Annotated in this window: 25 protein-coding genes; 5 read left to right on the top strand and 20 right to left on the bottom strand. The window is 68.6% G+C overall.

From position 1 onward, the window contains the following. Position 1: 1 nt before the first annotated feature. From CTP10_RS19430 to CTP10_RS19400, 7 genes are all read right to left on the bottom strand, one after another. Complete coding sequence (locus CTP10_RS19430; protein WP_442875236.1) at positions 2-1,108, bottom strand: nitronate monooxygenase; 1,107 nt, start codon at positions 1,106-1,108, stop codon at positions 2-4. Then, positions 1,105-1,995, bottom strand: coding sequence for an enoyl-CoA hydratase (locus CTP10_RS19425; protein WP_116318670.1), 891 nt, complete (start codon positions 1,993-1,995; stop codon positions 1,105-1,107). The genes CTP10_RS19430 and CTP10_RS19425 overlap by 4 nt, the downstream gene beginning before the upstream one ends. Before the next feature lie 18 nt (positions 1,996-2,013). Continuing rightward, positions 2,014-2,814: a CoA-transferase subunit beta gene (locus tag CTP10_RS19420; protein ID WP_116318671.1), complete on the bottom strand. Its 801-nt coding sequence runs from the start codon at positions 2,812-2,814 to the stop codon at positions 2,014-2,016. Between the two features lie 35 nt (positions 2,815-2,849). Beyond that, positions 2,850-3,740, bottom strand: coding sequence for a CoA transferase subunit A (locus CTP10_RS19415; protein ID WP_116318672.1), 891 nt, complete (start codon positions 3,738-3,740; stop codon positions 2,850-2,852). A gap of 5 nt (positions 3,741-3,745) precedes the next feature. Continuing rightward, on the bottom strand, positions 3,746-4,642 hold the full coding sequence (locus tag CTP10_RS19410) for a VOC family protein (protein WP_116318673.1): 897 nt from the start codon (positions 4,640-4,642) through the stop codon (positions 3,746-3,748). A gap of 106 nt (positions 4,643-4,748) precedes the next feature. Further along, positions 4,749-5,465 carry an EthD domain-containing protein gene (locus CTP10_RS19405; protein WP_116318674.1) on the bottom strand — a complete coding sequence of 239 codons (717 nt, stop codon included), beginning with the start codon at positions 5,463-5,465 and terminating at the stop codon, positions 4,749-4,751. Positions 5,466-5,683: 218 nt separating this feature from the next. Next, positions 5,684-6,871, bottom strand: coding sequence for a helix-turn-helix transcriptional regulator (locus tag CTP10_RS19400; protein ID WP_116318675.1), 1,188 nt, complete (start codon positions 6,869-6,871; stop codon positions 5,684-5,686). 211 nt (positions 6,872-7,082) lie between these two features. On the opposite strand from CTP10_RS19400, the gene CTP10_RS19395 reads away from it, so the two are divergent. Then, positions 7,083-7,913: an SDR family NAD(P)-dependent oxidoreductase gene (locus tag CTP10_RS19395; RefSeq protein ID WP_116318676.1), complete on the top strand. Its 831-nt coding sequence runs from the start codon at positions 7,083-7,085 to the stop codon at positions 7,911-7,913. Between the two features lie 55 nt (positions 7,914-7,968). Further along, positions 7,969-8,868, top strand: a complete 900-nt coding sequence (locus tag CTP10_RS19390; protein ID WP_116318677.1) for an NAD-dependent epimerase/dehydratase family protein — start codon at positions 7,969-7,971, stop codon at positions 8,866-8,868. A gap of 45 nt (positions 8,869-8,913) precedes the next feature. Here CTP10_RS19390 and CTP10_RS19385 read toward each other — a convergent pair whose 3' ends face one another. From CTP10_RS19385 to CTP10_RS19375, 3 genes are read right to left on the bottom strand one after another with little or no spacing between them, the layout of a single operon-like run. Then, positions 8,914-9,672, bottom strand: coding sequence for a glucose 1-dehydrogenase (locus CTP10_RS19385; RefSeq protein ID WP_116318678.1), 759 nt, complete (start codon positions 9,670-9,672; stop codon positions 8,914-8,916). Between the two features lie 35 nt (positions 9,673-9,707). Continuing rightward, the gene (locus CTP10_RS19380) at positions 9,708-10,562 is read right to left on the bottom strand and encodes an SDR family NAD(P)-dependent oxidoreductase (RefSeq protein ID WP_116318679.1); all 855 of its coding nucleotides are present in this window, start codon (positions 10,560-10,562) and stop codon (positions 9,708-9,710) included. Continuing rightward, a complete protein-coding gene (locus CTP10_RS19375; RefSeq protein WP_116318680.1) occupies positions 10,559-10,981 on the bottom strand; it encodes a nuclear transport factor 2 family protein in 423 nt (140 codons plus the stop codon). The genes CTP10_RS19380 and CTP10_RS19375 overlap by 4 nt, the downstream gene beginning before the upstream one ends. Before the next feature lie 231 nt (positions 10,982-11,212). Here CTP10_RS19375 and CTP10_RS19370 point away from each other — a divergent pair, with 231 nt between their 5' ends. Continuing rightward, the gene (locus CTP10_RS19370; protein ID WP_116318681.1) at positions 11,213-12,079 is read left to right on the top strand and encodes an SDR family NAD(P)-dependent oxidoreductase; all 867 of its coding nucleotides are present in this window, start codon (positions 11,213-11,215) and stop codon (positions 12,077-12,079) included. 74 nt (positions 12,080-12,153) lie between these two features. Here the strand turns inward: CTP10_RS19370 and CTP10_RS19365 are convergent, their stop codons facing one another. The 9 genes from CTP10_RS19365 to CTP10_RS19325 all read right to left on the bottom strand — a co-directional run bounded on the left by CTP10_RS19365 (position 12,154) and on the right by CTP10_RS19325 (position 22,634). Then, the gene (locus tag CTP10_RS19365; protein WP_116318682.1) at positions 12,154-12,600 is read right to left on the bottom strand and encodes a nuclear transport factor 2 family protein; all 447 of its coding nucleotides are present in this window, start codon (positions 12,598-12,600) and stop codon (positions 12,154-12,156) included. Between the two features lie 17 nt (positions 12,601-12,617). After that, positions 12,618-14,249 (bottom strand): FadD3 family acyl-CoA ligase, encoded by a 1,632-nt coding sequence (locus CTP10_RS19360; RefSeq protein ID WP_116318683.1) that lies wholly within the window; start codon positions 14,247-14,249, stop codon positions 12,618-12,620. 1 nt (position 14,250) lies between these two features. Then, complete coding sequence (locus CTP10_RS19355) at positions 14,251-15,294, bottom strand: ferredoxin--NADP reductase (RefSeq protein ID WP_116318684.1); 1,044 nt, start codon at positions 15,292-15,294, stop codon at positions 14,251-14,253. Positions 15,295-15,321: 27 nt separating this feature from the next. Beyond that, positions 15,322-16,086: an SDR family oxidoreductase gene (locus CTP10_RS19350; protein WP_116318685.1), complete on the bottom strand. Its 765-nt coding sequence runs from the start codon at positions 16,084-16,086 to the stop codon at positions 15,322-15,324. Next, positions 16,070-17,770 carry an FAD-binding protein gene (locus CTP10_RS19345; protein ID WP_116318686.1) on the bottom strand — a complete coding sequence of 567 codons (1,701 nt, stop codon included), beginning with the start codon at positions 17,768-17,770 and terminating at the stop codon, positions 16,070-16,072. Before CTP10_RS19345 ends, CTP10_RS19350 begins: the two co-directional genes overlap by 17 nt. Before the next feature lie 15 nt (positions 17,771-17,785). Further along, positions 17,786-18,322: a flavin reductase family protein gene (locus CTP10_RS19340; RefSeq protein ID WP_116318687.1), complete on the bottom strand. Its 537-nt coding sequence runs from the start codon at positions 18,320-18,322 to the stop codon at positions 17,786-17,788. Next, complete coding sequence (locus CTP10_RS19335; protein ID WP_116318688.1) at positions 18,319-20,073, bottom strand: FAD-dependent oxidoreductase; 1,755 nt, start codon at positions 20,071-20,073, stop codon at positions 18,319-18,321. The genes CTP10_RS19340 and CTP10_RS19335 overlap by 4 nt, the downstream gene beginning before the upstream one ends. Before the next feature lie 27 nt (positions 20,074-20,100). Then, entirely contained in the window at positions 20,101-21,294 is a 1,194-nt protein-coding gene (locus CTP10_RS19330) for a flavin-dependent monooxygenase (protein WP_116318689.1), read from the bottom strand. Between the two features lie 188 nt (positions 21,295-21,482). After that, on the bottom strand, positions 21,483-22,634 hold the full coding sequence (locus CTP10_RS19325) for an LLM class flavin-dependent oxidoreductase (protein ID WP_116318690.1): 1,152 nt from the start codon (positions 22,632-22,634) through the stop codon (positions 21,483-21,485). Positions 22,635-22,850: 216 nt separating this feature from the next. On the opposite strand from CTP10_RS19325, the gene CTP10_RS19320 reads away from it, so the two are divergent. Beyond that, a complete protein-coding gene (locus CTP10_RS19320) occupies positions 22,851-23,195 on the top strand; it encodes a VOC family protein (protein WP_116318691.1) in 345 nt (114 codons plus the stop codon). 8 nt (positions 23,196-23,203) lie between these two features. Here CTP10_RS19320 and CTP10_RS19315 read toward each other — a convergent pair whose 3' ends face one another. Next, positions 23,204-24,391, bottom strand: coding sequence for a helix-turn-helix transcriptional regulator (locus CTP10_RS19315; protein ID WP_116318692.1), 1,188 nt, complete (start codon positions 24,389-24,391; stop codon positions 23,204-23,206). Positions 24,392-24,809: 418 nt separating this feature from the next. On the opposite strand from CTP10_RS19315, the gene CTP10_RS19310 reads away from it, so the two are divergent. Further along, positions 24,810-25,619 (top strand): SDR family NAD(P)-dependent oxidoreductase, encoded by an 810-nt coding sequence (locus CTP10_RS19310; protein ID WP_116318940.1) that lies wholly within the window; start codon positions 24,810-24,812, stop codon positions 25,617-25,619. Positions 25,620-25,648 lie beyond the last annotated feature (29 nt).

Below are 25,648 nucleotides of genomic sequence, written 5' to 3'. Positions count from 1 at the left end.
ATCAGGCCGCCGCAGCCAGCGCGTTCCCGGCCAGCGCCGCCAGCCGCGATTGCGCCTGTACGGCAATGCCGGACACGATCTGCTCGCAGGATTCGATGGCGCCAATCGCGGCGGCAGCCTGGCCGCTGGGCAGCACGCCCTCGTCCGGGCATCCCTCCACCATCGCGCGCTGGATCAGCACCGGCGCGTTGGCGGCCATCAGGGTCTGGGCGGCGCTGTAGTCCTGCTCGCGCATCGCGCGCCAGGCGGTCGCCAGCATCTGTGCGCTGCCCATGCCGGTGCGCGCCTGCCATTTGCGCGCGGCCGCCAGCGCCAGCCAAGTGCGCCGCCACGGGCCGGCCTGCTCCAGCTCCAGCAGCAGCGAGTTGTCGATCATCCGCTGCGGCAGCCCGTCTATGGCCAGCGACACGCGGATCTGGCCCGGGTCGCGCACCCTGACGTAGCGCTCCAGCGTCTGCGCCGGCACCGGCGATTCGGCCGACATCAGGAAGCGCGTGCCCATGGCCACGCCGGCCGCGCCGTAGGCCAGTGCCGCAGCCAGTCCGCGCCCGTCGAAGAAGCCGCCCGCAGCCACCACCGGCACGCTGACGCTGTCCAGCACCTGCGGCAGCAGCAGCGTGGTCGGCGTGCCGCCAGTATGGCCGCCGCCCTCGCCGCCCTGCACGGTGACCACATCCGCGCCCAGCTCCACGGCCTTGGCCGCGTGCCTGGCTGCGCCCACCGTCGGCATGCAGACAACGCCAGCCGCCTTGAGCCGCCCGACCATCCTGGCGTCCGGGCCGCGCCCGTAGCTGACCGCGCGCAGCCGGTGGCGGATTGCCATCTCGATGACTTCCTCCGCGTTGGGCTGGAACATGTGGAAGTTGATGCCGAAGGGCCGGTCGCTGAGCGCCTTGACGCGCAGGATCTCCTGCTCGACTTCGCCGGGCAGAATGGTGGCGCCGGCCAGGAAGCCAAAGGCCCCGGCATTGCCGCTGGCGGCGACCAGCTTCGCGTCCGCCACCCAGCCCATCGCCGTCTGGACGATGGGGTAGCGGCAGCCCAGCAGGTCGCACAAGACCGTGTGCAGGCTCGCGTTGCTCGTGCCGGGGTTCATGCCGGTGTTCATGCCGCCCCCTCGCCGCCGGTACGTTGCGAGGCCGCCATCGCGCGTGCGTCATAGCCGCCGAGCTTGTCGCCGCTGACCAGTTCGTTGTGCGCATGGGCGAAGTGGTGCCAGGCAAAGACCGCATCCATCGCCGTGCGCTTTCCCTGCAGGTCTTCCACATGGTTGACCGCCTGCTTGGTCAGCGTCAGGCCGAGCCGCGGCATCTGCGCGACCTTGGCCGCCATGCCGTAGACGGTGTCCTCCAGCGCCTCGCGCGGCACCACGCGATTGACCATGCCCATGCGCTCGGCGCGCCCGGCGCCCATGCGTTCGCCGAGGAACAGGAATTCCTTGGCAATACGCGGGTGCAGCTCGTAGGCATGCGCAAAATACTCAACGCCCGGAATGCCCATGCGCACCACCGGATCGGCGAAGAACGCGTCGTCCGAGGCCACGATCAGGTCGCACACCCACGCCAGCATCAACCCGCCGGCAATGCATGCGCCGTGCACCATGGCGATGGTCGGCTTGGGCAATTCCCGCCAGCGGCGGCACATCCCGAGGTAGACCTCCTGCTCGCGCGCATAGAGGAATTCGCCGCCCGGCTTGTTGACGTGGTCATACCAGAGCGAGGCGCGCTCGAACGACTCGTTGATGTCGCGCCCCGGCGTGCCGATGTCGTGCCCGGCGGAGAAATGCTTGCCGGCGCCGCGCAGCACGATCACCTTGACTGCGTCGTCGGCGGCCGCGCGCCGGTAGGCCTCGTCCAGCGCATACGTCATCTTGGAGTTCTGCGCGTTGTGGTAATCCGGCCGGTTCATGGTCACGGTGGCAATGCCGTCCGCGACCTGGTAGAGCACCTCGGCGTTCGGGCCCAGGCTGATGGGTTCGATGGCTGGCGTTGTCATGTCGGCGTGTTTCCTGTCTCAAGCGCGTCCGGAAGGATTGCCGCGCACGATGGTGGCGCGCAGGTTGTGCGGATCGAGCTGGGCGATCAGGCGCAGTTCGTCCGGCGTCGGCGGTGCCGTCTCCGGCAAGGCTTCTCCGGCGGCGTTCGCCAGCGCAAAGCCGGTGGCCGCCTGGACCTGATCGAAGCTCACGCCCGGGTGCAGAGAGCGCACGCGGATGGCATGGTCCGGCCCGCCGAAATCCATCACGCACAGGTCGGTGACGATCACGCGCAGGTCCACGAAGCTGCGCATGCCTTCGATCTGGCGCGCCGGGTTGTAGCCGGCGCTGCAGACCATGTCGACCTCGGCGCCGACAAAGGCGCGCGTGCTGTGTCCCGGCACGAAGAAGGAATTGGCGTGGTTGATGCTGTTGCCCGGGAAGCCGCGCGCGCCCAGCAGCTGGGTCTTGGGCTGCGCATGCGTGCCGCCCAGGCAGGAGATATTGGCCTGCCCGAAGCGGTCAATCTGCGTCGGCATCACCAGCGCGTGCCGGCGCCCGCCCCACAGGCAGTCGAACACGCGCGAATAGCCCATCCAGCCGCTGGCGCGCACCTTGTAGCCGGGCTCGCGCGGCCCCAGCGGCACCGGCGTCTCCACCAGGTAGGCCTCGCCGTCGGTCATCAGCAGCCCGGGGTTGTGCGCAAGCCGCGCCAGGCCGGCGGCGATGCGCGGGCCGGTGCCGATGCCGGTGGCCAGCACCTCGCCGTCGTCGCTCCAGGCGCGGGCGGCGGCGGCGATCATCAGCTCGGCGCGGGTGAATTCATAAGTGGCGCTCACGGTCGCTCCTTGGGTTGGCGGGTGGGTTGGCGAAATCAAAGTACCGGCAGCGGCAGATCACGCACGTGGCCGAGACCGCCGATGCGCTCCAGGTAGGCCGCCTCGCTGGCGCCCACCACCTCGTCGCGGTACGCGCGGAAGCCGTCGCCGGCCTCGGCGCTGGCGCAGTACGCCTTCAGCGCGGGCAGGTCCCAGCCATACGCAGGGGCACAGGAAGTGGGATGGGCACCGGCGGGCGCGTGCACCACGCCCGTCACCAGCGAGCGCTCGAACGGGTTGTTGCGGGCATGCGCCAGGTTCTCTTCCTCAAGGCGCGGGTGCAGCGTTTCGCAACTCACATAGCAGCGGCGTGCGGCGCGCGCGAACCACGCATCGAAGAACGGATCGGGGCCGTCGATGCGGGTGTTGCCCAGCACATCGCTCTCGTTCACATGCAGCAGCGCCGCGTCGAGTTCGAGCGCCGGCATCGCCAGCAGGACCTCGCCATCGGCGTAGGGCGAGCGCACCGTCTTCAGCTGCGGGTTCTTTGCCAGCACGTCGGTGCCCAGCGACGAGCGCGTCGGCAGGAACGGCAGCCGCGCCGCCGCCGCGCGCAGGCCAAGCTGCAGCATGCCCTCGTCCAGCTCGGTCACCTCCAGCAGGCCGCGCTCGCGCGCCTGGCGGAAGTAGGGTTCGAGCGGGATCACGTCGAGCGAGACAAAGCCGAACACCAGCCGGCGTACCTTGCCGGCCGCGCACAGCATGCCCACCTCGGGGCCGCCATACGCGACCACGGTCAGGTCTTTCAGCGGCGAGCGCAGGATTTCGCGCACCAGCGCCATCGGCTTGCGGCGCGGGCCCCAGCCACCGATGCCGATGGTCATGCCATCGGCGAGCTGGCCGACCACGTCGGCCGCGCTCAGGGTCTTGTCGATTGTCTTGGTCATGGTGTTTAGCGGTATCCGATGCTGAAGTCGTGTCCCCACAGGCTGACGCGCGTGGCTTCGTAGGCGGCGTGCTGGCCCCAGTCCAACACCAGGCCGCCATGGCCGTATTCGAGGTCGAAGCCGCCGGGGGTCTTCATGTAGAAGGAAGTCATGCGGTCGTTGCAGTGCTGGCCCAGCGTGGCGGACAGTTTCACGCCGTGCTGCTGCACGCGGTCGAGCGCGCGGCCCACCTCGGCCATGTCGGGCACCTCGGCCATCACGTGGATGCAGCCGGCTTCCGACGGCATCTCGAAGATCGCCAGGCTATGGTGGCGGCCGTTGGCGCAGTGCAGGAAGTGGATGCGCTTCTCCGGCTCGTCGGGATCGCTGGTAAAGCGCACGCGGAAGATGTCGGACAGGCCGAAGCCCATCACGTCGCGCAGGAAGGCGTAGGTCTCGTCGAAGGCCGGCGCGGGCAGCACGGTATGGCCGGCGCCCATCGGGTCGGTGATGAAGCGCGGCACGCCGACCGGCGAGACAAAGCGCAGGAAGTCCGAGCGCATGCCCCATGAGACCTCGTGGCGGTTGCCCGACGGATCGATGAACCAGGCCATCGCCTGCACGCGGCGCTGGGCCACTTCCGCGGCGCTGGCAAGCACGACTTCCACGTTCGCCTGGCGCAGCGTGCCGAGCGCATGCCGGTAGGCCATTTCGTCGGCCAGTTCCCACCCGGATGCCAGGTAGCGGTCGCGCGTGCCCGGCACCACCAGGTAGCGGTAATCGCGCTCATCCATCTTCACGTACAGGGCACCGCCGGGGGCGCCTGCGCAGGTCATGCCGAGCACCTGCTCGGCATACTGCCGCCATTGCCCCAGGTCGGTGGACTCGACCACGATGTAGCCAAGCGCACGGATATCCAGCATTCGGGTCTCCTCTGGTTCGTTGCCATTGCTGGCTGATGAGACCTATTCTTCCGTGCGCTGCCACCCGGCACATCGTCCAGTGGGACTAGCCGATCCGGTGCCAGATTCAGGCGGTGGCGGGGCGGACGAGGTACTGGCTGGTGGGAACCACGTCGATCTTGTCGAAGTCGATGAAGCGCTGGCAGCTTGCCATCATGGCCTGCAGGTTGCGCTGGAACTTCTCTTCATCGCCGACGGCGTCGAAGAACGCCTGCGGGTCGGTCATCGCCGCGTCGGGGAAGCATTCTTCGACGATGGCGTCATAAGGCGGCGCGGCATAGGTGAGCGGGCGCACCACCACGTTCTGCACATAGAGGAAGTTGCCCTGGGTCTCGACCGCCACCTGCGTGTGGTGGTTGTGCCAGGTGTCCAGCCACGCCTGCGGCGTAAGCCGGGGCGGGCGCGTGAGGAAGGCCAGTTGCGCGAACCCGGGCGTGCGCTCGCCCGGCGCGGCCGGGAAACGCGTATTGCGGATCGGCTGGGACTCCGTGACGAGGTAGCCGGCCATGCGGCCGGCCGCGGCCTCGACCGCCTGGTCGAACGGCAGGCGCAGGCGGTCGACGGCGCTGTCGATCCAGACCGAGACCAGCCCTTCCATCTGCGGGCGGGTGTTGGTCTGGCGCAGGCCCGCGGCAGGCAGCACGGCGTCATCCGCCACGTTGACCTGCAGTCCGCGCGCGCCCAGCGCCAGCAGCTTGTCCGCAAGCGTCGTGCGCAGCCGGCGCGCGAATTCCGCCGGCTCGGTGCGCGCATCGCGCCAGACGATATAGATGACTTTTTCCATGCTCCACGCTCCCTGGTACAGGTGCCGGCCATTGGCCGGACAGGTTGAAGCGTGCGCGGAACAGGAACGGGCGCGGACCGCATGCCCTTGCTGCGTCCGCCTGACGTGCCATCCGTGTGCCGCGCCCGCTGGTCCTGTGCATGCTAGGCGCGTGGATGGCGGCGCTCATCCTCCAATCGGACTAGCAGGGTGGAGGGTGTCGTACTACCCGATGGCGCTCAGCCGAGCGTCACGACACTGCTCAGCAGCATGCGCACCAGCGTGGCCTGCCGCGTGACGCCCGTCTTGGAGAAGATCGAGCGCAGGTGGGCGCGTGCCGTGTTCTTGCTGGTGCCCAAGGCCTCGGCGGCTTCGTCGAGCGTCATGCCGTCGGCAAGCACCAGCGCCAGCGCGGTTTCAGCGGGGGTCAGGTCGAACAGCTTGCGCACCACCTCGTGCGAGGCGCGCGACTTGCGCTCGGGATCGCGGATAAAGACCGCGCAGGCGGGCCGGTGCCGGTTTTCCTCCGACCACTCGCTGAGCGGGATGGTGCGGATCAACACGCCGAGCTTGCCGCGCCCCGACGGACGGGTGATCGACATGGCTTCGGCCAGCGCCGGCTCGCTGCCGTGATGTCCCAACTGCGCGCGGCGCAGCAGGTACTGGAACTTGCGGCTCTCCTGGGCGTAGGCAATCTCGAAAGTGTTCCCGTTAAGGCGGATGCCGTCGTTCTCCGCCAGGATTTCGTCAGCCTCGGGATTCTTCTTGAGGATCTTGCCGGAGGCGTCGAGGATCACCATGCCCACCAGCATGCGGTCGATCGCGCCCGCATAGAGAGAGCGCTCGGATTCGACCACGTCCAGCCGGGAATGCAGCCGGATCGCGCGCTTCAGGTGCGGCAGGATCACGCCGCAGGTCGCCTTGTCCACTTCGGAGAAATCCCGCGTGTCGTCCTGGCGGCAGATGCGCAGGCGGCACTCGACACCATCCTCGGTACGGATGTCCGCGCCCAACAGGTAGCGGATGCCGAGCGGCTGCAGGAACTGGCGGTAGATCTCGCTGTGGCACCAGTTGCCGGCGCCCAGCGCTTCATCGACCGTCACCGCGCGGTCGGTGGGCAGGTTGATAAAGGGATCGATCGCGTAGTAGTAGCTGTTGTATGAGGCCTCTGCCTCCAGCGAAGTGCCGTGCGCCGAAGCATGCACCGCCAGCCCGCTGCGGTCGCTGGCGGGCGAGCGCAGGATAAAGCTCACATAGCTGGCATCGAGTTGCTTGCGCAGCATTTCAAGCGCGTGGCCCCAGGGCACGGGTTCCATCGGCCCTTCATAGACCGCGGCCAGCAGCGCGCTGAACTGCGTGACGCTCAAGCCTGACTGCGCAAGCAAAGGCGACGCCATTTCCTGCGCCTCAACGGTCGCCATCAACATTCCTTGTCTCCTGAATCCACACCACGTGTGTGCTGACCGGCGCTCTGCGGCACCTGGGGGCAGCGCAGATTATAGGGACGCTGTCCGCCCGCTGCCCGCCAATGCGCGGCTCTCGGTGTTTTCCCTGACCTGCAATCGGACGATGTTCGCCCCGCCCGCCGCGGATCCAATGCACGCATCCCCGCAGTGCAACCGAAGGAGAGCAACTGAGATGGATTTCACCGACAAGACCGTGCTGGTCACCGGCGGCGGCGCCGGCATCGGGCTCGCTACCGCGCAAGCCTTTCTGGAGCAGGGTGCGCGCGTCGCGATCATCGAGATCGACGCGCAGCGCGCCGACCATGCCCACACGCTGCTGGGCAAGGCCGGCGCCGACGTGCTGGTGGTGCAGGGAGATGCCGCCGATGCCGGCGCCGTACGCGAACTGGCCGCGCAGATCGAACAACGATTTGGGCGCCTCGACGTGCTGGTCAACAACGTCGGCGATTTCCTGCGCATCGCCAAGCCGTTCGAGCACTACGCCGACGACGAGATTGCCAGCCTCTACGCCGCCAACCTCGGCCACGTCTTCACCGTGACGCGCGCCATGCTGCCGCTGCTGCGGCGCAGCGGGGCCGGCAGCATCGTCAGCGTGTCGTCGATCGAGGGCTTCCGCGGCATTCCCTACTGCAGCGTCTACGGCGCCTTCAAGGCCGCCATCACCGGCTTCACCCAAAGCCTGGCGCTGGAGCTGGCGCCGGCGGGCATCCGCGTGAACCTGATCGCACCCGAAACCACCGAAACCCCGCAGGTCCCGGTGTCGCAGATGGTCGCCGCGGAGCACCAGCACCATATCCCGCGCTGGATCCCGCTGGGCCGCTTCGGCACCCCACAGGACATCGCCGACGGCATCCTGTTCCTGGCCAGCGCGCGCGCTGCCTGGATCACCGGCACGGCCCTGCATGTCAACGGCGGCGCCCTGGCCGCCGCCGGCTGGTACCGCGACCCCAATGGGGCGTGGACCAACATGCCGGTCATCGGCGGCAATGGCATGAACCTCTGATGGCCGCGCCACGCGGCACATCACCCGGCCACATCACCCAACCAAGGAGACAAGCATGAAGATACTGATCGTCGGCGGCAACGGCATGATCGGGGGCCACGCGGCCCTGCACCTGCGCAGCCGCGGGCACGATGTCACCATCGCGGGCCGCAACCGCCCAGCCTCCGGCACGCCGCTGGGCGGGCTGGACTTCCTGCGCTGCGACTACATCGCCAACGACCTGCCCGCGGCGCAGCTCGGCGCCTTCGAGGCGCTGGTATTCGCCGCGGGCAACGATGTGCGCCACGTCCCGCCCGGCGGCGATGAAGCGGCACACTGGGAACGCGCCAACGTCGAAGGGGTGCCGCGCTTTTTCCGCGCGGCGCGCGATGCGGGCATCCGGGTCGCGGTGCATGTCGGCAGCTTCTATCCGCAGGCGGCACCGCGGCTGGCAGAGGACAACGCATATATCCGCTCGCGCAAGCTGGCCGACGAAGGCGTGCGCGCACTGGCGACGGATGCCTTCCGCGTCAGCAGCGTGAATGCCCCGTTCGTGGTGGGCACGGTGCCGGGCCTGATGGTCCCGATGTTCAAGGCCTATACCGACTACGCCAGGGGCGGTTTTGCGCCGATGCCGGACTTCGCGCCGCCGGGCGGCGTCAATTTCATCTCGGCCATGTCGCTGTCGGAGGCGATCGAAGGTGCGCTGTTGCGCGGCGAGAATGGCAGGGCCTACCTCGTGGGCGACGAGAACCTGACGTTCCAGGACTACTTCGGCGCGTTCTTCCGCGATGCCGGCCGCCCGGTGCCGCCGGTCATCGACCAGGAACATCCGTTGCTGCCTGACTCGGCGATCTGCTTCGGCCGGGGCAACACGCTCTACTACGAGCCGGATGCGGCCGAGACCGCGCTGCTCGGCTATCGCCGCCGTGACATCCTGCGCACGGTGAGCGAGATCGTGGCGCAGTATCGGTAAGCAGGCATGGCGGCGGCCCGCGCAAGCAGGCCGCCGCACCCGGCCCTACAGTCCTGAGATCAGTTGCGCGTTATCGACGCGCAGTTCCGCGCCATTGATAAAGCGCGACGCGTCCGACGCCAGGAACAGCACCAGGTTGGCCACATCCTCCGGCTGGCACATGCGTGCCATCGGGTCCGTGCCGATGCCCAGCGCCACCGGATCCAGGTCCGGCACCAGCGCCTGCGTCATCGGTGTCCAGATGCCGTCGGGGTGGATCGAATTGCAGCGGATGCGGTAGCCGTTGCGCTTGCAGTGCACGGCTACGCTGCGCGTCAGCGCGGTCACGGCACCTTTCGCACCGCTGTACGCGCACATCATCGGCAGCCCGCCCAGTGCAGCCACCGACGACATCACCACGATGGACCCACCGGCCGGGTTGCCTTTCATTGCCTGCACGCCGAACCTGCAACCGAGGAAATAGCCGTCGGCATTGACGCGCATGACCTGCCGCCAGCAGTCGAGCGAGGTCTCTTCGATCGATCCCACCGGACAGATGGCCGCGTTGTTGACCAGCACGTCGACGCGGCCAAAGCGGTCCAGCGCGGCGGCCATGGCCTTGCGCCAGTCCTCTTCACTGGCGATGTCGTGGCGTACGAACTGCGCCGCATCGCCGATCTCGCGGGCCAGCGCGCGCCCGGCCTCCTCATTGACATCGGTGAGCACCACGCGCGCGCCTTCCGCAGCCAGCAGCAACGCATCGGCGCGCCCTACCCCACTGGCCGCGCCGGTGACCAGCGCGACCTTGCCCTTGACCTGATTCATCGTTTCTCTCCTTGAGTGGTCCGCTTCAGGCCGCTTCAGGCCGCGTCGGGAATCTTGCCGGCCAGCACCGCGCGCAGCGCGGCTTCGCCATACACCGCCGCCACGGTTTCATCGAGGATGGGATTGCCGCGCAGCTCGCTGCCACCATCGACGGCGATGCTCTGGCCGGTGACCCAGCCCGATTCCGGCCCTGCCAGGTAGCGCACCGCGCTGGCAATGTCGTCCGGCTCGCCGGCGCGGCCCAGCGGCATCTGCGCAACGAACTTGTCGAGCATGGCCGGGTTGTCGAACATCGGCCCGGTCGCGCCGGAGCGTGTCAGGCCCGGCCGCACCGCATTGACGCGGATACCGCATCCGGCCAGTTCCTCGGCCGCCGCGCGCACGAATGCTTCCAGGCCCGCCTTGGCGGCGCAGTATGCCGACAGCCAGCGGCAGGTCATGCGTGCCGCGTTCGAAGAAATGCAGACGATCGCGCCGCCATGAGGCGCCATCAGCGGCGATGCGTGGCGTACCGCCAGGAAGGCGCTGGCGATATTCAGCTCCAGCTCCGCCATCAGTGACGCGGTGTCATGCATCAGCATGGGACGGAAGCCCCCGCCGCCGACCGTCGCCACCACGATATCGAGGCGGCCCTCCAGTTCCCAGGCCTGCTGCAGCGCGGCCTGCACGTCAGCCTCGCGGCAAGCGTCGCCGACGTTGATGGCAACCGTGGCGCCGGCCACTTGCGCAAGCAGGTCGCGCCGTGCCGCTTCCAGCGCTTCGCGGCGCCGGCCCATCAGCACTACCGCCGCGCCGTCGCGCAGCAGCGCCAGCGCGCTGGCCGCGCCGATGCCACCGGCACCGCCGGTGACGAGGGCCGTCTTGCCTTCCAGTACACGGTCCGTGGTCATCGTGCCCCCTGCAGCGGCAGGTCCTGCGTCCACTCGACCACCAGCTCGCGCGCCGCGATGCGCCACTGGCCCTGGGATCGCTCGAAGCGGTCCTGGTAACGGATACCCCAGTCCAGCTTGCGCGGCACGCCGCCCTGCTCGTACAGGTGGTTGGCCACGCAATAGGTTTCGCCGGCCGCGGTATCGCCGTCGATTTCCACCAGTTGCTGGTGCACGTGATGCTGCGTGGCGTGGTACTGGCCGAGCGCCGTCATGCCGTCGGCGATCGCTTGCGGTCCGTCCATGCGGAAGCCCGGCCCGCTCAGCCGCGCATCCGGGGTGAACAGCTCCGCCAGGCTTGGAAAATCGCGCCGGTCCACTGCCTGCGCGTAGCGGCAGGTCAGCGCGTGAATGGCTTGCTTGTGCTCCAGTTCGGACATGGCCAGGCTCACTCCTTGGTTGTGACCGCCCGGTGCAAGATGCGCGGCCGGTCGTTGGGATGGTGACTATCGTCAGCCCTGCCGCGCAGCGGGCCATCGTCCGCGTGGAGTAGCCGGTGGGCAGGCCGCTTAGTCCGAACGAAGGATGTACCGGGGCCTCGCCCGCCCCAAGCTTCGACGAGCGCGGGCAGCCGCAACGGCGCCCGCCCATCACTGATACAGGAGACAGACATGAAGCAGGCGGAACAGGCCATCGTCGCGGTTGTCACCGGTGGCTCGCGCGGTGCCGGCAAGGGCATCGCGCTGGCGCTCGGCGCTGCCGGCGCCACGGTGTACGTGACCGGGCGCACGGAACAGGAAGGCAGCGCGCCGCTGCCAGGCACCATCCATGCCACGGCGCGCGAGATCGATGCGCTGGGCGGGCGCGGCATCGCGGTCGCGTGCGACCATCGTGACGATGCGCAGGTTGCGCGGTTGTTTGCACAGGTGCGCGAGGAATCGGGGCGGATCGATATCCTGGTCAACAACGCCACCTTCCTGCATGACGAACTGATCATGCCCGGTCCGTTCTGGCAAAAGCCGCTGGAGATGACCGGTATTCTCGACGTGGGCCTGCGCTCCGGCTACGTGGCCAGTTGGCATGCGGCGCCAATGATGGCGGCGCGCGGGCGGGGGCTGATCGTGTTTACATCATCCTTCGGCGCCAATTGCTATATGCATGGGCCGGCTTACGGGGCCCAGAAGGCCGGCATCGACAAGTTCGCGCATGACATGGCGGTTGACTTGCGCGCGCATGGCGTCGCCGCGGTATCGGTATGGATGGGGCCGCTGCGCACCGCGCGCACGCAGCGCGTGTGGGAGCAGCATCCCGACAAGTACGCGTCATTCGCACCGGTGGCGGAGACCCCTGAATTCACCGGGAAAGTCATTGAAGCGCTGTATCGCGATCCCGCGCTGATGGAGAAATCGGGCCAGGTGCTGATCGCGGCGGAGGCGGCGCTGGAGTATGGGATTGTCGATGCCGAGGGGGTGCAGCCGCCTTCGTACCGGGAGGTGCTGGGTGGCCCGCCGGCGGTGCATCCGGCGATCGTTGAATAGGGATTGGACTAGCCAACGCCCCGCGCATCGCTCCCCTCTCCCGCAAGCGGGAGCGGGGAGGAACAAGCGCGGCTTTAGCTGCCGTGCGACAACAACCCCGTCGTAAACACCGTCGACCGGATCAACCACTCCCCATCGACCCGCACATACTCGTCCGCATAACGCCCGGTCAGGAACGTACGCGAACCACTGGCATCATCCAGCGCCAGGTACGCAAGATCCCAGCTACCCTGCGCCGACGCCTCATCCAGCAGCCGGATATCCGACTGCCCGGCAAAATGCATCTCGCGCAGCGTAGGCCGGCAAGCCAGCTCCGCAAAACACTGCACGAGCGCATCACGCCCGGGAAAGCTGCCAATGCGGTCATAGTGGATATGCGCGTTGTCCGGCACGAAGCAGGCCCGCATGGCTTCGGTATCCTTGTCATCGCAGGCGCGCAGGTAGCGCAACTTGAGCGCCCGGATCGCATCCGAGGCTTCCAGCCGCGCAAGGCGGTCGGCAATGCTGGCAATGTCGGTCATATTCAGTCCCCCGTTGATCAGCCTTCGCGCAGTTGGTACTTCAGCACCTTCCCCGCCGCGCTGACCGGCAGAGACGCCACGAACTGCACCTCGCGCGGCACCTTGTAGTTGGCCATCTGCCTGCGCGCCCAGACGATCAGGGTTTCGGCATCCAGGCGTGCGCCGTGGCGCAGGACGACGTAGGCGCGTCCGACCTCCCCCAGGCGCTCGTGCGGCATGCCCACCACGGCGACCTGGGCTACCGCCGGGTGGGCTGTCAGCAGCTTCTCGACCTCCGCCGGGTAGCAGTTGAAACCGCCGACGATGAACATGTCCTTGATGCGGTCGGTAATGCGCAGGTAGCCACGTGCATCGAGCGTGCCGACATCGCCCGTATGCAGCCAGCCGTCAGCGTCGATGGCTTCTGCCGTCGCGCCGGCCACGCCGAAGTAGCCTTGCATCACGTTGTAGCCGCGCACCAGCACCTCGCCCGGCTCGCCGGTGGCGACCGGCTGCCCCTGCGCATCGATACAGCGCAGTTCGATCCCCGGCATGGCGCGCCCGGAGGTGCCGGCAACCGTCTCGGCATCGTCGCCGGCGCGGGTCAGCGTGGCAAAGCCGCAAGACTCGGTCAGGCCGTAGCCGGTAATCACTGTGTCGAAGCCCAGTTCATCGCGCATGCGTTCGATCAGCACGGGCGCGATCGCCGAGGCGCCGGTCACCGCAACCCGCAGCGATGACAGGTCGAACTCGCGCAGCCGTGGCGCGTTGAGCAGCGTCTGGTAGAGCGTCGGCGGCCCCGGCAGCACCGTGATGCGTTCGTTCTCCACGCGGGTCATCACGGCGTCGGCATCGAACACCAGGTGCGGCAGCACCGTGGCCCCGCGCGACAGCGCGGCAAGCCATCCCGCCTTGTAGCCGAAGGTATGGAAGAAAGGATTGACGATCAGGTAGCGGTCCCCGGCGCGCACGCCCGTGATCGCAGCCCAGCCGTCGACGGCGCGCAGGTTCTGCGCGTGGGCGGTCATCACGCCCTTGGGGCGCCCGGTGGTGCCCGACGTGAACATGATGTCCATCATCGTGTCGCCGCGCACGCCGGCCTCGCGCTGCGCGAAAGCCGCCATGTCTGACTGCTGCGCCAGTTCAAGGAAGCCATCCCACGCCAGCTCGCCGTCGGCCAGCGCCCTGCCCTGCCCGGGCCGCAGGATCACCAGCCGCTCCAGCGTGGCGGGACGATGCGGCGCCAGCATCTGCGGATAGCTTTCGCCGAGGAAGTCGTCGACACAGAACAGCAGCCGCGCGCCGCTGTCTGCCAGCACGGCGCCGGCTTCGGCACCTTTCATGCGCGTATTCAGCGGCACCAGCGCCGCGCCGACGCTGTGCGTAGCCAGCGCCGCGATGATCCATTCGGAGAAGTTCGGCGCCCACACGGCAACCCGGTCGCCAGCCTGTACGCCGAGCGCCATCAGCGCGCGGCCCGCCTGGATCCGGCAGGCATCCAGCGCGGCATAGCTCAGGCGCAACCCGTCTTCCTGGATGGCGATGCGCTCGCCATGGCGTAGCGCCGCGCGCCGCACCAGTTCGGGAATGGTGGCGGCAATGTCCTCATGGGCAGCGGCGTCGAGGGTCGCCGGCTCCGCAATGGCGTCGATGGTGTCAGATGGGGTCATGTCAATCCGGGAACTTCAGGTGGATTTCATCGCTCGCCGGACGCGCCTGGCAGGCCAGCGTCCAGCCCGCGTCCAGGTCGGCACGGTCGAGCACATGGTTTTCGCCGAGCGTCACGTCGCCCTGCGTCACCTGGCACATGCAGGCGCCGCACAGGCCTGCCCGGCAGGAGCTGGGGGCGGCCACGCCGGCGCGCTGCAGCGCGTCGAGCAAGGTCTCGTCGGGCGCTACGTTGAGCTGGTGTGTGTCTGCGTCGAGCTGCACCGTCAGCGCCGCGCCGCGCATGGCGGCCGGCTCGATCGAGGCAGGCCCCGCCGGGGGCCTTGCCGCCGGTGCATCCGGCAGGGAAACGAAGCGCTCGACATGCAGCTTGCCGCGCGGCACGCCAAGCTGCTGCAGCGCCGCCTGCGCCGCGTCCATGAACGGGCCCGGGCCGCAGACAAAGCACTCGGCCAGGCTCCAGGGCCGCACCAGCTCCTCTATCTGGCGCTGCGTCGGCGGCCCCTGCACGCTGTCCAGCCAATGGATCACGCGCAGCCGGCCGGGGTGGTTGTTCGCCAGTTCGCCGAGCGCCTCGCGGAAGATGATGGAGTGCTCGTCGCGGTTGGCATACACCAGCGTCACCGCGCCGCGCCCGTGGCGCAGCGCCGCCCTGGCGATCGACAGCACCGGCGTGATGCCGCTGCCACCGGCCAGCAGCAGGAAATCGCCGTACAGCGTGGGCGGGGTGAAGACGCCGGCAGGCGGCATCACCTCGACCGTATCGCCCGCGCCAAGGTGGTCGCAGATCCAGTTGGACACGCGCCCGCTCTGCACCCGCTTGATCGTCACGCGCAAGGCGTTGTCCACTTCGGGCGTGCTCGACAGCGAGTAGCAGCGCTGCAGCGGCACGCCGTCGACGGGCACGCGCAGGGTCAGGAACTGCCCGGGACGGTAGGCAAAGGTGTCGCGCAGGCCGTCCGGCAGCGCGAACACCAGCGAACGCGCATGCTCCGTTTCCGTGACGACTTCGGCGATCTGCAGCCGATGGAATTGCACTGGCGCCATGATGTCCTTCTTTCGCTCTGGGTGGCGTCAGGCCACGCCCATGATGGTCTGCGCGTTGTCGATGCGCAGTTCCGCGCCATTGATAAAGCGCGATTCGTCGGAGGCCAGGAACAGCACCAGGTTGGCCACGTCGCGCGGATGGCACATGCGCTGCATCGGCTCGGCGCCGCCGACTTCCTCCGGCAGCGCTGTGGCGCCGCCGGGCAGGAAGGCCGCGGTCATCGGCGTGAGGATGCCGTCCGGATGGATCGAGTTGCAGCGCACCTTGTAGCCGCTCTGCTTGCAGTGGCCCGCCACGGCGCGCGTCAGGGCCGCCACCGCGCCTTTGCTGGCACTGTAGGCACAGAACGCGCCCATGCCGCCCAGAGCCGCCACCGATGACATGTTCACAATGCTGCCGCCGCCCGCCTTCATCGCGGCCACGCCGTACTTGCAGCCGAGGAAGTAGCCGTCGGCGTTGATGCGCATCACGCGCTGCCATTGCTCCAGCGTGGCGTCCTCGACCGAACCCAGCACCAGGATCGCGGCGTTGTTGACCAGCACGTTCGGCGCGCCGAAGCGCTGTTCGGTGCGCGCCATCACCTGCTGCCAGCCGGCTTCACTGGCGATGTCGTGCGGCACGAACAGCGCGGTCTCGCCGATCTCGCGCGCCAGCGCATGGCCCGCTTCCTCGTTGAGGTCGGTCAGCACCACGCGCGCGCCTTCGCGCGCCAGCAGCAGTGCGTCTTCCTTGCCGACGCCGCTGGCGGCCCCGGTGACGATCGCGATCTTGCCTTCAGTACGTCGGCTCATGGGAAATCTCCTCGTTGGTGTGTGCCTGCCGGTCTGCGGCAGGCTGTTGTGTCAGGTGGCGGCCGGCATTGCGCCCCGACCAGATGCAGTCGGCAAGCGAGAGGCCGCTTACGTAATGGTTGGATGCGATGCCCACCGCGGTCCGGCCTGCGGCGTAGAGGCCCGGAATGGGGGCGCCGCCTGCGATGGCCAGCACCCGGCCGCTGGACTCTTCCACGGACAAGCCGCCAAGCGTGATCGCAGGACAAGGGAAGACGCGGCTGTTTGCCGAGATGTCGATGGCGAGCCATGGCCCGGTTTCAAGCGAGGCGCACATCTGCGCCGACTTGCCGGCCGGATCGGCAATCTCGCCGCGGGCAGCGGCGTTGCAGGCATCGATCGTTGCCCGCAGCGCCGCGCCGGGCATGCCCAGCTTGTCGGCAAGGGCCTCCAGGCTGGCGGCACGGCGCGCGCCGGTCAGCATCAGCAGCGCGGCGGGCAAAGCCTGGAAGGCCCAGAGCCGCCCGCCAGCGCATTCACGCAGGGCGGCGCGCGCCAGCGCGCGGTTCAGGATCAGCCACGCGCGCCCGCCATGCCGTTCGCAGATGGCGTGGCCCAGCGTGGCGCCATAGGTTTCCTCGTTGCCGATGCGCGCGCCCCGGCCGTCGACCACGCATCCGCGCGCCCAGTCGAACGGCGGATTGATAAAGCGCCAGGCAGACACGCGCTCCATGTGCCGCACGGCCGCACCCGCTGATTCGCCGAGCCTGATGCCGCTGCCGTCGCAACCGCTGGCTCCGAGGCGCCAGTTCTGCAGATACTTGCCTGCGTGGCGCGCCACCATGGCGCGGTTGAAGATAAAGCCACCCGTGGCCAGCACGACGGCGCGGGCGCGCACAGCCACGGGCCGTGCATGGCGCAGCTCGAGCTGCAGCACGCGCTGGCGCAGCAGGTCGGCGACGCCCGGCATGCCGTTGTGCAGGCGCTCGGCAAGCCGCGACAGGCGGGCGTGGCGCTTCTGGTGGCGTCCCGGTGGCACCTGCCACAATTCGACCCCGATGACTGCGCCGTCCTTGTCCACGATCAGCCGTCGTGCCGCCGCCCGGCGCATCACTGTGATGTCCGCCCGGGCTTCCACGGCCCCGCGCAGCGCGTCGTACAGCGTGCGGCCAGACATGCCGGGGCCTTTCACGCGGTGCCCGCGTGGCGCCGGCGCGGCGTGCTGCGCATATGCGGCCACGGCTTCGTTGCCGGAGTAGTAGAGGTAATACGGCTGCGCCGGGTATGACGTCTTGCGCGGCGGTACGGTGGCGGCAAAGCGCACGCCAACACCTTCCAGCCAGCCGATCATGTCGCGGCTATGCTCGCAGAATGCCTGCAGCGAGGCCTCGCTGACGACTTCGCCGGCCTCCTGGCGCAGGTAGTCCGCCATCGCCTGCGGCGTATCGGCATAGCCCGCGGCGGCCTGGTATGACGTGCCCCCTCCGGCATAAACCACCCCACCGCTCGTCGCGCTGGCGCCACCGCCTTCGAAGCGCTCCGCGACGATCACGCGCGCGCCACCGTGCGCTGCTTCCAGTGCGGCGCAAGCGCCCGCTGCGCCGAAACCCACCACCACCGCGTCGCAGACTGCCTGCCACCGGTGCGCGTCGGGGTCATCGAGCCGCAACGGTGCGTAGACCGGCGTAACGGAATCGGGATGCATGCTTGTGCCCCTTGCTCAGGCCGAACACAGCGCGCGCAGCGGCGCGGAAGTCGTATAGGCGCCGTCGACATAGACCAGCGGCGACACCTCGCCCGCCAGCCGCACCTCGCGCAGCCGCCCGATGAAGACCGCGTGCGTGCCGTAGTCGAAGCGTCCGTCCTGCTGGCAGACGAGGTTGGCTTGGGCGTCGCGCAGGCACGGCACGCCAAGCAGGTCGTCCTCCCACTCGCCGCTGGTAAAGCGTTCCTCGCCCTTGAGGCGGCCGCTGCAGTCGACCGCGATGTCCTGGTGGTCGGCAGCCAGCAGGTTGATGCAGAAGTCCGTGCCGGCGTCGAGCGGCGGGTAGATCGACGAACCGCGGTTGATGCAGATCAGCAGCGACGGCGGATCGGCCGACAGCGAATCGACCGCCGTCACCGACATCGAATAGCGGCGCTCGCCCTGGCGGCAGCTGATGACCGCCACCGAACGCGCCATGCGGCGCATCGCCTTCAGCATGTCGTCGCGCAGCGCGGTGCTGGTTTCGGCGCTGGTGTCTGAACTGGCGCTCATAGGGCCTCCTGTACGGTTTGAGCGTGGGGCGCGGCGGCGGGCCGCCGCGCTTGCTGCGCGATCACGTCCGCAGCGATATAGCCGAAGGTCATGGCCGGGCCCAGGGTGGAGCCCGCGCCGGGATAACTGCTGCCCATCATCGAGGCACTGGTATTGCCGATGGCGAACAGGCCGGCGATGGCGCTGCCGTCCTCGCGCAGCACGCGCGCGCTGGCGTCGGTCACCAGCCCGCCCTTGGTGCCGATATCGCCGGCATCGAGCCGCACGGCGTAGAACGGTGCCTTGCCGATCGGTGCCAGGCACGGGTTGGGCCGCACCGCCGGATCGCTGTAGTAGGTATCGAACAGGTTGTCGCCCTTGCCGAATTCCTCGTCGACGCCGGTGGCGGCGTAGCGGTTCATGCGGGCGACACTGCCGGCCAGCCCGTCGGCGTCCACCCCGATCCGCTGCGCCAGCTGCGCCAGCGTGTCGGCGCGCACCAGGATGCCGGACATGCCCGCCGGAATGCTGCGGTCCGGCATTACCGAGCCCGGCAGGATCGGCCCGCACGGGTATTTGTGGCGGAAGGTTGCGTCGAACACCATCCACGCCGGCACGCTGCAGCCGGTCTTCTCGTGGTCGCGGTACATGGCCGGCACGAACTCGGAATACGGCGCGGCCTCGTTGGCGAAGCGCCGGCCCTGCCCGTTCACCACCAGGCAGCCCGGCATGGCGCGCTCGATAAAGAGCGCGCGCTGCTTTTCCTCGCCCTGCACGTGCAGGGTAGGCGCGCCCCATACGTGCGACATCAGCGCTACGCCGGCGCCGGCGGCCTGCCCGGCGAGGATCGCGTCGCCGGTGTTGTTGGGCGGCGTCGCGCTCCAGCCGGCCTGCGTCGGCTGCGGCAGGTATTGCTCGCGCATGGCCTGGTTGCGCTCGAAGCCGCCGGCGGCCAGGATCACGCCGTGCAAGGCGCGGATTTCCACCGGCTGCCCGGCTTGCAAGGCGCGCACGCCGCGCACCGTGCCGTCTTCGAGGATCAGGTCCTGCAGTGCGGTGTCCAGCCACAGCGGAATGGCGCGGTCCATCATCGCCCGCCGCAAGCCACCGACCAGGCTGTTGCCGAGCGTGAGCCGCCGGTCGCGCGGGGTCTTGCGGCGCCAGCCGAAGTCCAGCCAGTAGCGGGCGAACTGGCGCACCGCCAGCCCGAACCAGCCGGGCGAGCGACTCAGCAGCGCGTGCGCCTCGCCGGAGGTCACGGCCACGCGGCCGCCCACCAGCGTGCCCGGCGACGGTGGACGCAGCCGGTCGAATTCTTCGCGCAGGCGCGCGCCGTCGAACGGCATCGGGTCGAGCGCTCGGTAGCCGGGCATCGCGCCGGGCAGCTTCTGGAAGTAGTCGGCGTAGCGCGGCAGCGTGTAGTAATGCACGCCAGCCTGCTGCTCCAGGTACTGCAGCATGCGCGGCGCCTGCTCCAGGTAGGCAAGGATGCGCTGCGGGTCGCCGTCTTCGCCGGTGCAGGCGAGCACGTATTCCAGCGCCCTGGCATGGTTGTCCTGTCCGCCCGCCGGCGCGATATGGTGGTTCTGCGGAATCCAGATGCCGCCGCCGGACACCGCCGAGGTGCCGCCGTACTGGCTGCTCTTCTCCAGCACCACCACCGACAGGCCCCGGTCGGCGGCGCGGCACGCGGCCAGCATGCCGCCGGCGCCTGAGCCGATCACCACCACGTCAAATACTTTCGCCTGCATGCGCGCTGTGCTCTGGGTCATGATGGATTCCCTTGCCGGTGCGCGGCTTCAGATGAAGAAGTCGGTGTTGGCGCGGCCCATCATCACGCCGCCCAGGTTCTGGCCGAAGCGGTCCAGGTTGTTGGCGTAGTGGGCGCGCGCCGCGTGCAGGTCGAGGAAGCGGCGCACCATCGGGTTGGTGCGGTAGATGCCGTTGCCACCGGCATACCGAAGCAGGCTGTTGGCCAGCTGCGCGCAGCGCTCGGCCACCTGGGACGACTGGTAGCGGAAATGCAGGCGGCGCGGCGTCTGCACCTGGCCACCTTCGCGCGCAACCGCCAGCAGCTCGTCGAAGTTGCGTTCGAGGACGGTGCGCATTTCGTCGACGGCCACCTGGGCATTGGCGCAGGCCAGTTGCGCACCGCCGTCCTCCGCGGTCTTGCTGCCCCCATTGCTGCTGACGCGGCCGTCGGCGTAGGCGACGAAATCGTCGAGGGTGCCCTCCAGCGCGCCGATGCACGCGGTGCACACGGCACGCACGAATATCTGCGCGAATGGCAGGCGGTACAGCGGCACGTCGTTCACCGCCAGGCCCGGGCTGGTGCCCATGGCGCCATCGACGGCGCGGTGCGTGCGGTAGTCGGGGACGAACACATCATCGACGACGATGTCGTGGCTGCCGGTGGCGCGCAGGCCCAGCACGTCCCAGTTGCGCACGATCCTGTAGTCGGAGCGCGGCAGCAGGAAGGTGCGGTAGTCATAGGCGCCGCCCGGTTCGGACGGCGGCACCAGGCCGCCAAGGAAGATCCAGTCGCACAGTTCGCTGCCGCTGGAGAACTTCCAGTGGCCGGAGAAGCGATAGCCGCCTTCGACCGGGGTGACCTTGCCGACCGGCATGTAGGTCGAGGCGATCAGCGTGGCGGGATCGTTGCCCCAGACCTCCTGCTGCGCGCGCTCGTCGAACAGGGCGAGCTGCCAGTTGTGCACGCCCACCACGCCGTAGACCCAGGCGGTGGACATGCAGCCCCTGGCCAGCGCCATCTGGATGCGGAAGAAGGTCTGCGGGTCGAGCTCGTAGCCACCGTGGCGGCGCGGCTGCAGCACCTTGAAGAAGCCCGCGGCCTGCATCTCGGCGATGGTTTCGGCGGGGATGCGCGCTTCGGCTTCGGCACGGGTGGCGCGTTCCGCCAGCGCGGGGATCATCTGCTCGGCGCGCGCGATCAGGCGCGCGGCCAGTTCCTTGGGGTTGTTGTCGTGATGCACCGCGGTCTCCTTTGTGCTTTGTCTTGTGGCTGGCGTTGATGTTTGCATCGGGTGGGCGGGGCGCCATCGTCTGATGGGACTAGCTGTTTCGCGATCCGGTGCGCGGCACTTCGTGGATGCGCCGGCCCTCTCCCCCGGCCTCTCTCCCGCTTGCGGGAGAGAGGCGCAAGCCATCGGTCAGCAAATGTTCACGCCAGCGCGCGCAGCTTGCGGCCCTGCTGGCGGAAATGCGGGATCACGTGCTCGCCGATATTGCGGATGGTCTCGAGCTGCGCCCACTGCGGCACCGTGCCCATCTGGCAGATGAACAGGATTTCATCGGCGCCGGTATCGATCAGGCGCTGCACGTAGCCGATGCAGTCCTCCACCGTGCCGTAGGCGTGATTGGGGTTCAGCATCATCATCGACGGGTCGCTGAAGTCCACCGAGACCTTCTCGGAAGCAAACTTCGTGTTGATGACAGCCTTGCCCTGCGCGTCCGTCGCGGTGACATGCTCGTCGTCCCAGGCAGCCGGATCCGGGCGCTCGCCGCCGGCATACCAGTACGACAGCGACTCCATGAAATAGCGCTGGCCCTTGATGCCGATCTTGCGCGCTGCCAGTCCATCCTCCAGCACGATGGTCGGGCACAGCGCGGCGAGGTGCTGGTGCGGGCGGAAGCCGACCTGGTCCTCCGGCTTGCGGCACTCCCACGCGGTGCGATAGATCTCGTTCTTCCTGGCCACATCCTCCGGGCCGCCGAAGCCGAGCACCAGCGCACCCATGCCGCGCGCGCCGGCGCGTTGCAGCGTGTCGGCATTGGTGCAGGCCAGGTACATCAGCGGATGCGGATCCTGGCGCGGCTTGGGGTGGATCGGGCGGCGCGGGATCTTGATGAACTCGCCATCGTGCTCGATCTCGTCCTGCGTCATGATCTTGGGGATCAGGTACATCGACTCGTCGATCATCGGGTGCAGGCTGTTCAGGTCGTAGCCAAAGGTGCCCGCTTCCTGCTGCGTGCCGCCCTTGCCCACGCCGAAGTGAACGCGGCCGCCGGACAGGATGTCGAGCGTGGCGATGCGCTCGGCCACCTTGACCGGGTGGTTCATCGCCGGCGGCAGGCACACCACGCCGTGGCCGATGCCGATGCGCTGCGTGCGCCCGGCAACGAAAGCGAGGAACGTCTCCGGCGCGCTCATGTGCGCGTAGTTGGTCAGCGCGGTGTGCTCGACCGCCCAGACCACGTCGAAGCCCATGTCCTCGGCCAGCACCACCTGTTCCATGATTTCATCGAACACCTTGTGGTCACCGGCGCGCGAGGCATCGACGGTCTGTGCTTCATAGATCAGCGAAAAACGCATTGCAGTCCCCTTCCCTGGCAGTGGTGGTTCAGGACCGCCGCCGGGACGCCGCCGGTTGCCGCGCCTCGGGCCGGAAGCGGCCTGTGTGCTTGCAGTGTGGGCGGCGCAAGGCGTTGCAACATCGTCTGATTGGATTATGAGCAGTGCCTGGCGCATCCCTATCATGGTTCGCGGGCACCGATGCCCGTTCTTGAACTTCGAAAGGACCAGGACACCATGCAAGCCAGACTGCTGCTTTACCCCGTTGCAAACCTCGACGCCGCGCTGCCGTTCTTCACGGAAGGACTCGGACTGGCCGTGAAGTTTCGCGATGGCGACCGCTATTGCGCGCTGGATGCGGGCGCACTCACGCTGGCGCTGGTGGCCGGCGAAGAACGGCTGGTGGACCAGCCCGTGCTCGCGTTCAAGGTGGATGAGGGTGAGGAGATTGCCGCGGCGATCGCGCGGCTGGTGGATGCGGGTGCCGCCGTGACGCTGCCCGCGGCGCAGGGCCCGCATGAAACCCGCGCGGTACTGCAGACTCCGCAGGGCTTTGCGCTGGTGCTCAGCGCAAAGCCCTGACGTTTGCCTTAGCCCAGAGAAATCACGCTGCTCAGCAGCATGCGCACCAGCGTGGCCTGCCGGGTCACGCCGGTCTTGGAGAAGATCGCGCGCAGGTGCGCGCGTGCCGTGTTCTTGCTGATGCCCAGTTCGTCCGCGGCTTCATCGAGCGTGAGGCCGTTGGCGAGTTGCAGCGCCAGCTGCGTCTCCGCGGGCGTGAGGTCGAACAGCTGGCGCACCACATCGTGCGAGGCCTGCGAGCGCCGTTCGGGATCGCGGATGAAGACCACACAGGCCGGGCGCTTGCGGTTGTCCTCCGACCACTCGCTGAGCGGGATGGTGCGGATCAGCACGCCCAGCCTGGCGCTGCCGGACGGACGCGTGATCGACATCGCTTCCATCAGCGCCGGCGCGGTGCCCAGGTGCCCCATCATCGCCTGGCGCAGCGACCGCTGGAACTTGCGGTTCTCCTGGCCGTATTCCACGTCCAGCCCGCCCTTGGCGATCCGCATGCCGTCCTTGGCGCCCAGGATCTCGTCGGCGGCGGCGTTGGTCTTGATGATGGCGCCGGACTCGTCGAGGATCACCATGCCGACCAGCATGCGGTCGATGGCGCTGGCATAGACAGTGCGCTCCGACTCCACCACGTCGAGGCGCGAGTGCAGGTCCACCGCGCGCTTCAGGTGCGGCAGCAGCGCGGTGCACAGCGCCTTGTCGGCGGCCGAGAAGTCGCGGCCGTCATGCTTGCGGCAGACACGGAAGCGGCATTCCACGCCATCGTCGGTACGCAGGTCCGCGCCCAGGATGTAGCGGATGCCGATGTCCTTGAGGAACTGCAGGTAGATTTCGCTCTGGCACCAGACGCCCGGCCCGAGATGCTCGTCGATGGTCACCACGCGGTCCGACGGCAGGCCGATGAAAGGATCGAGCGCGTAGTAGTAGTTGTTGTAGGAAGTCTCGCCCGGTAGCGTCGAACCACCGTGCTCCGAGGCATTGATCATGAGCCCGCGCCGGTCCGTGGCAGGCGAGCGTAGGATCAGCGTGACGTAGTTGGCGTCGAGCTGCCTGCGGATCTGCTCCAGCGCCTTGCCCCACGGCACCTGTTCCATCGGTCCCTGGTAGATATTGCCCAGCAACGCGCTGAAGTCAGACAGCGACACCGTCGTCTGCGCGAACAGGTGCGCGGCTGCCTGGTTGTGGCTCGCCTCCATCAGCATTTCCTCTGTCTCCATTGTGGCGTGCGCAGCGCCCCGGACGTGCCGGGCGGCTGGCCTTCCTGCGAGCTCTGCGGCCCTTTTTTGTGCCCCGATTATAGGGACGGCGAAGGGGTCGCGGCTTGCCCCCTGCCTTCATGGTTTGCCCTAGTCCATGCCGGCATGACAGGCACGCCGGACTAGTCCCGCGGGACAGGCCAATCCTCACGCGCCGGCGTCGCAAACACATACTCCAAACAGACTAAGGGCAGACCCATGGCCGGCCAGGCGCGGGCAAACACCTATGCGCCAGATGGCGCCATGTGACGCCGCCCTACCCAAACAGACGATGCCGCGCCGCCGCGCCGCCGCTACAAGTCAGCCATGGGCGGCGATCCCCGCTGCCCGTCATTCCCGATTTTTTCCACGGAGAACCATGACCATGGCGGCAAACCCGCGGCAGCAGGCCGCAGTGATCACCGGTGCGGGCAGCGGCATCGGCCGCGCGCTGGCACACGCGTTGGCGGCGCAAGGCTACGCGCTGGCGCTCGCCGATATCGACGCCGATGCACTGGAAGCGACGCGCGCGGCGCTTGCCGGCCAGGGGGCCATCGCAATTGCCATCCCGACCGACGTCGCCGACGCGCGCCAGATGGAGCACTTGTGCGCGGAAGCCTTCCTGCGCCTGGGCCGCGTCGACCTGCTGGTCAACAACGCCGGCGTGCTGGCCACCGGGCGCTGCTGGGAGCTGGCGCCGGAAGTATTCGAGCGCGTGCTGCGCATCAACCTGTGGAGCGTGCTGCACGCGCTGCGCTGCTTCGTGCCGCGCATGGCGGCGCAGGGCTCGGGCCATATCGTCAACGTGGCGTCGATGGCGGGCCTCGCGGTCGGCCCCTGGCTGGCGCCCTACACGCTGTCCAAGCAGGGCGTGGTAGCGCTCAGCGAAGGCCTCGCGCTGGAGCTGCAGGCGGCCGGCCTGCCGATCCAGGTGTCGGTGGTCTGCCCCGGCCCGGTCGCCACCGGCATCGCGGCGGACCTGGATGGCGCCGGCTCGCAGGAGGTGAACCAGATGAACGGCGCGCTGCGCAGCGGCATTGCCGCCGGCATGACGCCGGACGAGGTCGCGCACGTGATCCTCGATGGCGTGGCGGCCGGCCGCTTCTGGATCCTGCCGCACGAGCAGGCCGCGCAGGCCGCGCTGGCGCGCGCGCAAGGCATTGCCGCCGGCAGCCAGCCGGTGTTCGCGCTCTGAACTTTGAATCCTCAACGGCAACCGGGAGA

The organism is Cupriavidus sp. P-10 (assembly GCF_003402535.2).
Lineage (GTDB): Bacteria > Pseudomonadota > Gammaproteobacteria > Burkholderiales > Burkholderiaceae > Cupriavidus.
The sequence above is the reverse complement of the archived record's forward strand: the minus strand, read 5'-3'. Positions and strand labels throughout refer to the sequence as shown.